The sequence below is a fragment of the Bacillus sp. 220_BSPC genome (assembly GCF_001054655.1).
Classification (GTDB): Bacteria; Bacillota; Bacilli; order Bacillales; family DSM-1321; genus Peribacillus; species Peribacillus frigoritolerans.
Genome location: NZ_JVPL01000107.1, coordinates 23378 through 36152 on the forward strand (window position 1 = coordinate 23378; position 12775 = coordinate 36152).

At 42.5% G+C, this 12775-nt stretch carries 10 protein-coding genes; 9 read left to right on the forward strand and 1 reads right to left on the reverse strand.

The window, feature by feature from the left end:
- Positions 1-49: 49 nt before the first annotated feature.
- The 5 genes from pfkA to aceA all read left to right on the forward strand — a co-directional run bounded on the left by pfkA (position 50) and on the right by aceA (position 6625).
- Positions 50-1009, forward strand: coding sequence for a 6-phosphofructokinase (pfkA, locus tag ADA55_RS06980; protein WP_048681124.1), 960 nt, complete (start codon positions 50-52; stop codon positions 1007-1009).
- Positions 1010-1132: 123 nt separating this feature from the next.
- Positions 1133-2893, forward strand: a complete 1761-nt coding sequence (gene pyk / locus ADA55_RS06985; protein WP_048681129.1) for a pyruvate kinase — start codon at positions 1133-1135, stop codon at positions 2891-2893.
- A gap of 81 nt (positions 2894-2974) precedes the next feature.
- Positions 2975-3367 carry an FxsA family protein gene (locus ADA55_RS06990; RefSeq protein WP_034309123.1) on the forward strand — a complete coding sequence of 131 codons (393 nt, stop codon included), beginning with the start codon at positions 2975-2977 and terminating at the stop codon, positions 3365-3367.
- 342 nt (positions 3368-3709) lie between these two features.
- Positions 3710-5302: a malate synthase A gene (aceB, locus tag ADA55_RS06995; RefSeq protein ID WP_048681134.1), complete on the forward strand. Its 1593-nt coding sequence runs from the start codon at positions 3710-3712 to the stop codon at positions 5300-5302.
- 39 nt (positions 5303-5341) lie between these two features.
- Positions 5342-6625, forward strand: coding sequence for an isocitrate lyase (gene aceA / locus ADA55_RS07000; protein WP_034309118.1), 1284 nt, complete (start codon positions 5342-5344; stop codon positions 6623-6625).
- A gap of 86 nt (positions 6626-6711) precedes the next feature.
- Here the strand turns inward: aceA and ytvI are convergent, their stop codons facing one another.
- Positions 6712-7836 (reverse strand): sporulation integral membrane protein YtvI, encoded by a 1125-nt coding sequence (gene ytvI / locus ADA55_RS07005; RefSeq protein ID WP_048681137.1) that lies wholly within the window; start codon positions 7834-7836, stop codon positions 6712-6714.
- Positions 7837-8029: 193 nt separating this feature from the next.
- On the opposite strand from ytvI, the gene ADA55_RS07010 reads away from it, so the two are divergent.
- From ADA55_RS07010 to mdh, 4 genes are all read left to right on the forward strand, one after another.
- Positions 8030-8491 (forward strand): DUF441 domain-containing protein, encoded by a 462-nt coding sequence (locus ADA55_RS07010; protein ID WP_034309113.1) that lies wholly within the window; start codon positions 8030-8032, stop codon positions 8489-8491.
- A gap of 541 nt (positions 8492-9032) precedes the next feature.
- On the forward strand, positions 9033-10148 hold the full coding sequence (gene citZ, locus ADA55_RS07015) for a citrate synthase (RefSeq protein WP_048681140.1): 1116 nt from the start codon (positions 9033-9035) through the stop codon (positions 10146-10148).
- Between the two features lie 83 nt (positions 10149-10231).
- Complete coding sequence (icd, locus tag ADA55_RS07020) at positions 10232-11560, forward strand: NADP-dependent isocitrate dehydrogenase (protein WP_260088772.1); 1329 nt, start codon at positions 10232-10234, stop codon at positions 11558-11560.
- A 121-nt stretch (positions 11561-11681) separates the two neighbouring features.
- Entirely contained in the window at positions 11682-12617 is a 936-nt protein-coding gene (gene mdh, locus ADA55_RS07025; RefSeq protein WP_034309103.1) for a malate dehydrogenase, read from the forward strand.
- Positions 12618-12775: the final 158 nt, after the last annotated feature.

Genomic DNA, 12775 nt, shown 5'->3' on the forward strand with positions numbered 1-12775 from the left:
TGATATAGCGAAGCTTAAAATTGATTAGTGCTGTAGAGAGGTGACATTTATGAAAAGAATAGGTGTATTGACAAGTGGAGGAGATTCTCCAGGAATGAATGCGGCAGTCCGAGCAGTTGTCCGGAAAGCAATTTTTCATGAAATGGAGGTCTTCGGTATTTATCATGGCTATCAGGGTCTGATAAATGGCAATATAAAGAAGCTTGAACTTGGGTCGGTCGGGGATATCATTCATAGAGGCGGCACGATGTTACATACTGCTCGCTGTCCGGAATTTAAGACGGAGGAAGGCCAGCTGAAAGCGATTGAACAATTGAATAAACATGGTATCGAGGGCATTGTCATAATTGGTGGCGATGGTTCTTACCGCGGGGCGAGAGCTTTAACGGAAAGGGGTTTCCCTTGTATCGGGGTTCCTGGAACGATTGATAATGACATACCGGGTACGGACTTTACGATTGGTTTCGATACGGCCCTGAATACAGTCATCGATGCTATCGATAAAATTCGGGATACGGCTACTTCTCATGAAAGGACTTATGTGGTTGAAGTGATGGGAAGAGATGCCGGCGATATTGCGCTTTGGGCTGGATTGGCTGGCGGAGCTGAAACGATTCTTTGTCCTGAATATGAATATGAGATTGATGATTTGATTGGAAAGCTGAACCGCGGACATGACCGAGGGAAAAAGCACAGTATCATCATAGTAGCCGAAGGTGTTGGAAGTGCCGTTGATATCTCCAGGAGTATTGAGGCGAAAGCAGGAATTGAAACCCGTGTAACTGTCCTGGGCCATGTTCAGCGCGGAGGATCTCCCTCTGCAAATGACCGGGTATTGGCAAGCCGGCTTGGGGCAAGAGCCGTTGAATTGCTTCTTGAAGGAAAAGGGGGCAGGGCTGTCGGAATCGAACAAAATCAACTTGTTGATTATGATATCATCGAAGCTCTTGCCAAACCGCATACAATTGACAAGAAAATGTATGAATTATCCGCTGAGCTATCCATTTAATCATTATTGACCGATTGGAATCGCTTTTTAGTAATGGGTATTTAAAAGAAGACATAAAACACTGCGCCCCTTGTCTTCAAGAAGTGGACAGGCGGCGAGTTTTCCTTAAAGGAGGATGACACTATGCGTAAAACCAAGATTGTTTGTACGATTGGCCCCGCAAGTGAAAGTATAGAAAAACTGGTTCAATTAATAGAGGCGGGAATGAATGTAGCACGGCTTAACTTTTCTCATGGAAATCATGAAGAACACGCCGCTAGAATCCGCAATATCAGAGAAGCGAGCGAAAAAACGGGTAAACAGGTTGCCATCCTGTTGGATACAAAAGGACCTGAAATACGGACAAATAATATGGAAAATGATTCTATGGAGCTTGTAGCCGGCAATGAAGTCATTATTTCCATGAATGAAGTCCTGGGAACACCTGAAAAATTCTCCATTACCTATGAAGGGCTTCTGCATGATGTTCACCTAGGATCTAAAATCCTTTTGGATGATGGATTGATCGGGCTTGAAGTGTTGAAGATTGATGAGGTCAGAAAAGAAATCCATACGAAAATCTTGAATAGCGGTACACTTAAGAACAAAAAAGGCGTCAATGTTCCAGGAGTTTCGGTTAACCTGCCCGGCATAACGGAGAAAGATGAACAGGATATCCTTTTTGGGATCGAACAGGGTATCGACTTCATTGCTGCCTCATTTGTACGCAGGGCTTCCGATGTGCTTGAAATAAGTGAATTATTGCAGCAAAATGGTGCGGAACATATTCAAATCATCCCTAAAATCGAAAATCAAGAGGGCGTGGACCGTCTTGATGAGATCTTGGAAGTTTCAGATGGCTTGATGGTGGCACGTGGAGACTTGGGAGTGGAAATTCCTGCAGAAGAAGTGCCATTAGTCCAAAAACAAATGATCAAAAAATGTAATAATGCCGGGAAACCAGTCATAACGGCTACACAAATGCTCGATTCGATGCAGCGTAATCCAAGGCCGACCCGTGCAGAAGCAAGTGACGTGGCCAATGCCATATTTGATGGAACGGATGCAATCATGCTTTCTGGCGAAACAGCTGCTGGAACCTACCCTGTCGAAGCGGTGCAAACGATGCATAACATTGCTTCACGTGCTGAAACTGCCCTTGATTATCGGGATATATTATCAGTCAGAAGCAAAGTGAACCGTCATAATGTCACGGATGCTATTGGTCAATCCGTTGCCCACACTGCGCTTAATCTTAATGCCGGGGCAATCATCACGCCTACAGAAAGCGGTCATACGGCAAGGATGATTTCCAAATACCGCCCTAAAGCACCGATCATTGCGGTTACATCCAATGATCATGTTTCAAGAAGGCTTGCTTTGGCATGGGGAGTCTATCCGCAGATTGGTCCAAAAGCGACGACTACCGATGAAATGCTTCAAACCGCAATAGATGAAAGCCTGCATTCTGGCTTGGTTTCCCATGGGGATTTAGTCGTCATTACAGCCGGTGTGCCTGTAGGTGAAACAGGTACGACTAACTTGATGAAAATTCATGTGTTAGGAGAGGTTCTTTTGAAGGCTCAAGGAATCGGCAGGAAATCAGCGAAAGGTGAAGTGGTTATCGCTAAGAATGCCAAGGAAGCTTTGGAAAAAGTGAAGGAAGGCTCTGTATTGATTACAATCGGTTCTGACCGCGAAATGATGCCGGCAATTGAAAAGTGTGCGGCATTGATTACGGAAGAAGGCGGTTTGACAAGCCATGCAGCTGTTGTAGGAGTCACATTGGGCATACCGGTCATCGTTGGGGCGGAGGACGCAACCAAGGTTTTCACGGATGGTCAAAGAATAACGGTCGATGCAGGTCGTGGAGTCATTTATGATGGACATGCAAACGTTCTGTAAAACGAAATTTTGGCTGATTCCCTGCCAATGAGGTAAGATGGATGTACCGCACCAGAAATGGGCTGTGCAGGAGGAATGAAGATGAAATATTTTTTAATGTTTATCATTGCGATGCCGGTCGTTGAAATAATTGTCCTTTTGCTGTCAGGCAATCTGATTGGTTTTTGGCCAACACTGTTCCTGATTGTAGCCACAGGTTTGATCGGAGCCTATTTGGCTAAACGGCAAGGGATGGAAACGTGGAAAAAGGCACAGGAACAGATTCGTTACGGAATGATGCCAGGAAATGAAATCATTGATGGAATCTGTATCTTTATCGGAGCTGCACTGTTGCTGTCCCCTGGGCTCATCTCGGATATCATGGGATTGATCCTTGTGTTTCCGCCAACCCGGAATCTCCTCAAACCGATTGTTATCCGGTTTATCATGAACAGGATGAATAAAGGGAAAGTTACCATTATTCGGCATAAATAAATATAAGGCTGTCTAAAGGCGTAAGCTTTTAGGCAGCCTTTTTGGTCTTTGAAAAAGATCCGCAACAGCATCCCGTTTTTTTATGGGGTGCTTTTTTGCTTTACAAATGGCTCCCTGTTTCACCATTGAATGATGATTCCCACGAGAATGAAATGTGTATAATAACAGGATTTTTAAATGATTAACCCTTGGAAACATTGGTAAATAAGGCTTTTCCAAATTTTTTTAGATTTTTTAGAAAAAACTGGTGACAAATTTATACAACGTGTTATATAATACAAACAGGAAATGAAACATCTGTATTATAACATAAAAGAGTTGGAAAGGATGTGGAGAGGCAACATGATTACGGAAGCAAAAGGCTTACAGATTACAGGCAACATTAAGCCAGGATATGAACAAATACTTACAACGGAAGCTCTTCAATTCATCGAAAGAATGGAACGGCATTTCAGTGGAAGAAGGGCAGAACTTCTAGAACGGCGGAAAAGCGTTCAGGAAGAACTGAATCAAGGCAAGCTTCCTGATTTCCTTGAAGAAACGAAGCATATTCGTGAAAGTGATTGGACGATTGCGCACCTCCCGAATGATTTGCAGGATCGCAGGGTTGAAATCACTGGACCTGTTGATCGTAAAATGATCATAAATGCCATGAACTCAGGTGCCAATGTATTCATGGCGGACTTTGAAGATGCCAATTCACCCACTTGGGAGAATTGCATCGATGGCCAATTGAATCTGCGCGATGCAATCCGCGGAACCATATCATTTAAAAATCCAAATGGCAAAGTGTATGAATTAAATGAAAGAACAGCTGTGCTAAAGGTAAGGCCACGCGGCTGGCATTTGGAGGAAAAACATGTCCTTTTGGATGGACAGCCTATATCAGCCAGCATTTTTGACTTTGGACTGTACTTTTACCACAACGCAAAAGCATTGGTCGAAAAACAAAGCGGTCCATACTTTTACTTACCGAAAATGGAAAGCCATCTCGAAGCTAGATTATGGAATGAAATATTCGTATATGCCCAGAACGATTTGAGAATCCCGCAAGGAACCATCAAGGCAACGGTCTTGATAGAAACAATTCTTGCTGCATTCGAAATGGACGAAATTCTGTACGAGCTGAAAGAACATTCGGCAGGCCTGAACTGTGGCCGCTGGGATTATATCTTTAGTTTCCTGAAAAAATTCCGTAACTCGGATGATGTCATTTTCCCAGATCGGCAGCAGGTCACGATGACCGTCCCGAACATGAGGGCGTATTCCTTACTGGCAATCAAAACATGTCACAGCCGTAATGCTCCTGCAATTGGCGGGATGGCCGCGCAAATTCCCGTTAAAAATGACCCGGTTAAGAACGATGAGGCTTTTGCGAAAGTTAAGGCAGATAAAGAACGCGAAGCAAGAGACGGTCATGATGGAACATGGGTTGCCCACCCAGGTATGGTAAGCACGGCAAAAGAGGTTTTTGACCTGCTCGTCCCAAAACCGAATCAAATTTTCCGGAAACGGGAAGATGTCCATGTAACAGCACAAGAGTTGCTGGCTGTACCGGAAGGAACGATCACAGAGGCAGGCTTAAGGACGAATATTAATGTAGGCATCCAATATATCGCCTCATGGTTAAGCGGCAGAGGTGCGGCACCTATCAATAACTTAATGGAAGATGCTGCAACCGCTGAAATTTCAAGGGCTCAAGTCTGGCAATGGATCCGTCATCCAAAAGGCATTCTCGAAGATGGCAGGAAAATAACCGAGGAATTATTCCATCAAATCAAAGAAGAAGAATTGGCGGTCATTAAATCGGAAGTAGGGGAAGAAACTTTCAAATCAGGAAAGTTTGAAGAGTCTACTAAACTATTTGAACAATTGATTGAAGCCGATGACTTTGCAGATTTCTTAACTAACGCAGCATACGAAAAATTATCTTAATATTCAAAAAAATATAATATGAATTAGGAGGAAATAATGATGATGAATGAGAGAGCGCAAAAATTACAACAAAGCTGGGAAAATGACTCACGGTGGACTGGTATTAAACGTCCTTATACGGCCGAGGAAGTCATTAAACTGAGAGGTTCCATCGATATTGAACAAACATTGGCACGCCGAGGTTCCGAAAAACTATGGAATCTCTTAAAAACAGAGGATTTCATCAATGCATTAGGAGCATTGACCGGTAACCAAGCCATGCAGCAGGTGAAAGCTGGTTTAAAAGCAATCTACTTAAGCGGCTGGCAAGTGGCGGCAGATGCTAACATCGCAGGGCAAATGTACCCTGACCAAAGTTTATATCCAGCCAACTCCGTGCCGCAAGTTGTTAAACGCATTAATCAGACACTTCAGCGTGCAGACCAAATCAGCTTTGCTGAAGGGAAAAATGATATCGATTGGTTCGCTCCAATCGTGGCGGATGCTGAAGCAGGTTTTGGCGGTTCCCTTAACGTCTTCGAATTAATGAAAGGCATGATCGAAGCTGGAGCAGCTGGCGTTCACTTCGAAGACCAGCTTTCTTCCGAGAAAAAATGCGGTCACCTAGGCGGTAAAGTCCTTCTTCCAACCCAAACGGCAGTACGTAATTTAGTTTCCGCCCGATTGGCAGCCGATGTAATGGGTACACCGACCATCTTGATTGCCCGTACGGATGCTGATGCTGCAGATTTGATCACCGACGATATTGATCCGGTCGATGCACCATTCATCACGGGTGAAAGGACTCCAGAGGGATTCTACCGCACGAATGCAGGTCTTGACCAAGCAATTGCAAGAGGCCTTGCTTATGCGCCATATGCCGACCTTATCTGGTGTGAGACTTCTGAACCTAATCTAGCGGATGCTCGCCGCTTTGCCGAGGCCATCCATGCAGAGTTCCCGGGAAAATTGCTTGCTTACAATTGTTCCCCATCATTTAACTGGAAAGCGAAATTAAGTGATGAAGAGATTGCCAATTATCAAGTGGAATTGGGTAAATTGGGTTATAAATTCCAATTCGTTACACTTGCAGGCTTCCATTCATTGAATCATAGCATGTTCAACCTTGCTCTTGGTTATAAAGAACGCGGCATGGCTGCATACTCTGAACTTCAACAAGCGGAATTCGCTAGTGAGCCGGACGGCTATACAGCAACACGTCATCAGCGTGAAGTGGGAACGGGTTACTTTGATGAAGTGGCACAAGTCGTTTCTGGTGGAACATCATCCACAACAGCACTTGCAGGATCTACTGAAACAGAACAATTCGAGACGTCGAAATAATTCTAGTTTAAAACCAAAATCCGCCTTGTACCCGAGGCGGATTTTTAAATGGAAAAGAGTGAATGCTAATAGATGTCTGGATTGCCTTAAGTGGTTTTCTTTGTATCCCCGATGATGAAAGTCCATATGGCCTTGAAGACATTGGCACGCTGAAGTGTATTGAATATGACAAGCACGACAGGTCCTGCAATCAGTCCTAGGAAACCGATCAATTTGAATCCGATGAATAAGGCGATGAGAGTGGCAAGCGGATCCAAACCAATACTGGATGAAAGTACTTTTGGCTCTATTAGCTGACGCTGGACAACGACGATTATGTACAGGACGGACAAACCGATTGCGAGACTTGTATTCCCGGCGATGAATTCAAAGATGATCCAAGGAATGAAAATCGTACCTGTCCCTAAATAGGGAATGATATCGACCAGTCCGCATATCAGGGCAATGGTAATTGAATAATTCACCCCTAAAATGAGAAATCCGATTAAAATCGTGACAGTCGTCAATGAAACAAGAGTGAATTGTGCCCGGATGAACCCGAATAAAGCCCGTTTTAAATCCCTGAATAATCGCTTTGCACCTGCAAAAATCTTATCAGGCAACACTTTTCCGGTCATGCGGCCGAAGGTATCCCAATCCTTGCTGATGAAAAATGTGCCAAGCAAAGTAAAAAGGAGTGCCGTTGCTGTAGTTGGAAACCATCCGATGATTGTGGGGATGTTCTTCAAGAAGGCTTGAATGAAGCCGCTTACTCCCGTCGTGATGGATTCACCGATATTTTGGATATTCTTGAGGATTGTGTCTTGCTGTTCGGTATCCAAATTATTGAACATGGCAGCTATTTGATTATATAAAGGGATGACGGTGGTAGCGATATATGTTTCTATATAATCCACGATGGTTTCAATGTGTTTCGGGATGACTCCGGCAAGGTAATTGGTGCCTGAAATGATCTCGGTGACCAGTAAGGTGACAAGACCCGCGAATAAAAGGAAAATGAGTAAAAGGGAAACGAATACAGCCAACCCCCTTGGCAGCCGCCCTTTCCTTTCGAAAAAAATGACCAGGGGATTCATCAAGAAAGCGATGATCATGGCAATGATGAATGGATATGTATATTTAGATAAATAAAACAAGGCAATTCCGCCTAAAATTATCCCTCCGACGACCAGTAAAGAACGAATGAAACGATACATATATACCGGATTCAAGTCATATCCTCCTTCAACCATTAAGTTTGTATTATAATTGTAACGATGATGGAAAAGAAAGGAAAGATTCTTTCATCTTTCGTTTTGAATTTTTTCTGCAGATGCATCGTTCCTTAAATCATTTTTCTCCCAAGAACAAGGGAGTTTGTTATGTTAAAATAACAAAAAACAGAAGGAAGAAGGTGAAGGGATAATGATCAACGGTCCTGTCGTTTTTTTAATTCTACTTGCTGCAATCGGTTGGTTTGGGAAAAATACCTCACTGATCATGGCTGCGGGTTTTCTTTTAAGCATGAAACTGATTGGCCTTGACGCTAAAGTGTTTCCATACCTGGAAGCGAAAGGAATCAACCTGGGTGTCACGATCATCACGATCTCCGTACTCATTCCCATAGCAAACGGGGCGATTGGTTTCAAGGAACTAGGAGACGCGATAAAATCCCCTTATGCCTGGATTGCACTTGCATCCGGAATAGCCGTTGCGCTCATAGCAAAAAATGGGATTACACTGCTGTCGCATGATCCGCACATTACCACCGCTCTTGTATTTGGGACGATTCTTGCGGTCGCCTTATTCAAAGGTGTGGCTGTCGGCCCGTTAATCGGGGCAGGAATTGCTTATTTATGCATGCAGATCTTCAATTTTTTTAAATGAAGCGAGAGGCTAAGGGGAGAAAAGCCCGTCAGTACTGGAAATGTAAATTTTCTATTTAATGTTTCGTTTATTCTGCTTTGAGACATTTTTTTTTAAAAAAACGATTTTAAACGCATGAATAAAGCAAGAGAATATGTAGCTAATTTTTCTAATAAAATAATAATTTTTTCACATTTTAAGTGCTTTTCATTCCCAAAAAAGTGTTTATTGTTTATAATAATCATGTAACTGCTCTGATTTATTAAAATTGGGATTCAGAATATCATTGATATTTTTGAGGAATCTTAAAAAAAAAGATGTAGTTATTGAGCAAGCGCTCACTAGGAATAGCTACAAGCATTATTTTTAGAATTTCTTATTAAAGATTATCGTACATTTTACTATTGTTGGGGTCATATTCTGTGAACGCTTCCAATACAAGATGTATGTCTTCTGCTAAAAAATAGATGGTTGTTTACAATAGCTAATTTCTTGGAAGCGCTACATTTATACGCTAATAGCAAGGGCATAGGGGAATATCTAGGAAAAGGAGAGATTTAGTATGACAGCAACAAAAGGTCTTGAAGGTGTGGTAGCAACAACTTCATCAGTAAGCTCCATTATCGATGACACATTAACGTATGTAGGTTATGACATCGATGATTTGGCTTCGAACGCAACATTCGAGGAAGTAATCTATCTTTTATGGCACGGAGCTCTTCCGAACAAAAGCCAACTAGAAGAATTAACTAAACAACTTGCTGAAAATGCTGAAATTCCAGCTGAAGTGGTTAATCACTTCAAAACATACCCAATTGATAAAGTACATCCAATGGGAGCTCTTCGCACTGCAGTATCTCTTCTTGGTCTTTATGATGAAGAAGCAGATGTAATGAGTGAAGAAGCTAACTATCGTAAAGCAATCCGCATCCAAGCAAAAATCCCTACATTGGTAACAACTTTCGCTCGCGTCCGTCAAGGGAAAGAAGCTGTTGCTCCACGTACAGATTTAAGCTTTGCTGCTAACTTCTTATATATGTTAAGCGGTAATGAACCAACGGCAATCGAAGAAGAAGCATTCAACAAAGCATTGGTTCTTCATGCTGACCATGAATTAAACGCTTCTACATTCACTGCACGCGTTTGTGTGGCTACATTAGCTGATATCTATTCTGGTGTAACTGCTGCCATCGGCGCTTTAAAAGGCCCACTTCACGGCGGAGCTAACGAACAAGTCATGAAAATGCTTACAGAAATTGGTTCAGTTGATAACGTTGAGCCATATATCAACGAAAAATTAGCCAATAAAGAAAAAATCATGGGCTTTGGCCACCGTGTATACCGTAAAGGTGATCCTCGTGCTAAACACCTTAAAGAAATGTCACAAAAACTGACTGAACTTACTGGACAACCGCAATATTATGATATGTCCATCAAAATTCATGAAATCGTAACCGGTCAAAAGAATCTTCCGCCGAACGTGGATTTCTATTCTGCTTCCGTATACCACAGTTTAGGCATCGAGCATGACCTATTTACACCAATCTTTGCTGTAAGCCGTGCTTCAGGCTGGATCGCTCATATCCTTGAGCAATATTCAAACAACCGCCTTATCCGTCCGCGTGCAGAGTATGTTGGACCAGGTATGCAAAAATATGTACCGATTGAAAACCGCTAATTAAAAGTTTTTTTGAAAAATCATTTTTTATTTCATCGAATTTGTAGTAAATTAATAGATGTGAGTAAAAAAGGTTAGTGGTTCTGCCTTATTTAAGGGCAGGCCATCTAACCTTTGAATTTGAATCGGAGGTAAGAGACATGACACAAAGCCAAAAAATCACAGTTACTAACGGTGTTCTTAACGTACCAAACAACCCAATCGTTCCTTATATTGAGGGAGACGGAATCGGTCCTGATATCTGGGCTGCAGCATCCCGCGTTTTAGACGCAGCAGTTGAAAAAGCTTACAATGGCGAAAAGAAAATCGAATGGAAAGAAGTTTTAGCTGGACAAAAAGCATTTGACCAAACGGGCGAATGGCTTCCACAAGAAACTCTTGATGTCATTAACGAATATCTAATCGCTATTAAAGGACCTCTTACAACTCCAATCGGTGGCGGTATCCGCTCATTGAACGTTGCATTGCGTCAAGTATTGGACTTATTCGTATGTCTTCGTCCAGTGCGTTACTTTGATGGTGTACCTTCACCAGTTAAACGTCCAGAAGACACTGACATGGTCATCTTCCGTGAAAACACTGAAGACATCTATGCTGGTATCGAATATGCAAAAGGTTCTGACGAAGCTAAGAAATTAATCGAATTCCTTCAAAATGAATTCGGTGTTCAAAAAATTCGTTTCCCTGAAACTTCAGGTATCGGAATTAAACCGATTTCCGAAGAAGGAACAAAACGTCTTGTTCGCGCTGCACTTAACTATGCGATCAAAGAAGGCCGTAAGTCATTAACGCTTGTTCATAAAGGTAACATCATGAAATTCACTGAAGGTGCATTCAAAACTTGGGGTTATGAAGTTGCAGAACAAGAATTCGCCGATAAAGTGTTCACATGGAACCAATATGACAAAATTAAAGATGCTGAAGGCACTGAAGCTGCTAACAAAGCACAATCTGCTGCTGAAGCTGAAGGCAAAATCATCGTTAAAGATTCCATTGCAGATATCTTCTTACAACAAATCCTGACTCGTCCTAAAGAGTTTGATGTTGTTGCAACAATGAACTTGAACGGAGATTACATTTCTGATGCATTAGCTGCACAAGTTGGCGGAATCGGTATCGCTCCAGGAGCAAACATCAACTACGAAACTGGACATGCCATCTTCGAAGCAACTCACGGAACGGCTCCTAAATATGCTGGTCTTGATAAAGTTAACCCATCTTCAGTTCTTCTTTCAGGCGTTCTTTTACTTGAGCACCTTGGCTGGAACGAAGCTGCAAACAGCATCACTAAATCAGTGGAACAAACAATCGCTTCTAAAGTTGTTACATACGACTTTGCCCGCCTAATGGATGGTGCAACGGAAGTTAAATGTTCTGAGTTCGCTGACGAGCTTATCAAAAACCTTAAATAATTCATTATATGCTTTCTGGAAAAGTGCCTGAACGGGCTGCTTTTCCAGGAGGCTTATATATATTTTCAGAGGATGTTAAAAGTATTCCAAAAGTATTTATATATTTTAAGGAGGAAATAACATGTCTAAACGTAAAAAAATCACAGTTGTAGGTGCTGGATTCACTGGTGCTACAGCAGCATTCCTGGCAGCTCAAAAAGAGCTTGGTGATATCGTTTTAGTTGATATTCCGCAAGCTGAAAACCCTACAAAAGGTAAAGCTCTTGATATGGCGGAAGCAGGACCTGTTCTAGGTTTCGATGCTAACATCATCGGTACATCCGACTATGCAGAAACAGCAGATTCCGACGTGGTGATCATCACTGCCGGAATTGCCCGTAAGCCCGGCATGAGCCGTGACGACTTGGTTCAAACTAACCAAAAAGTTATGAAATCAGTAACTAAAGAAGTCGTTAAATATTCCCCTAATACAACAATCATCGTTTTGACTAACCCTGTAGATGCAATGACTTATACTGTATACAAAGAATCCGGTTTCCCTAAAGAACGCGTTATCGGGCAATCAGGGGTTCTTGATACAGCTCGTTTCCGCACTTTCGTGGCTCAAGAATTAAACTTATCCGTTAAAGATGTAACTGGATTCGTACTTGGCGGACACGGAGACGATATGGTTCCTCTAGTGCGTTACTCTTATGCAGGCGGAATTCCTTTGGAAAAATTGATCCCTCAAGATCGTTTAGAAGCAATAGTGGCTCGTACCCGCACTGGCGGCGGGGAAATCGTAAACCTTCTAGGAAACGGAAGCGCCTATTATGCACCGGCTGCATCCCTGGTGGAAATGGCTGAAGCGATCCTTAAAGATCAACGTCGCGTTCTTCCGTCAATCGCTTATCTCGAAGGTGAATACGGATTTGAAGGCATCTACCTTGGAGTGCCGACTGTACTTGGTGCAAACGGCATTGAACAAATCATCGAACTTGATTTGACTGAAGGCGAAAAAGCGGCACTTTCAAAATCTGTTGAATCAGTTAAAGCAGTCATGCAAGTCCTTCAATAAGAGATCATAATCGAACTGCCCGGATATTGGAAGAAAAGGCCAAGGCCTTATTCCGACTCCGGGCAGTTTTTTAATCCGCTTCAAAAGAACCCTGGAACTTATAATCTCCCTGCTGAAGATAGGAATAACTTTATTTCCGTTTTTTTTATGTGTAAATT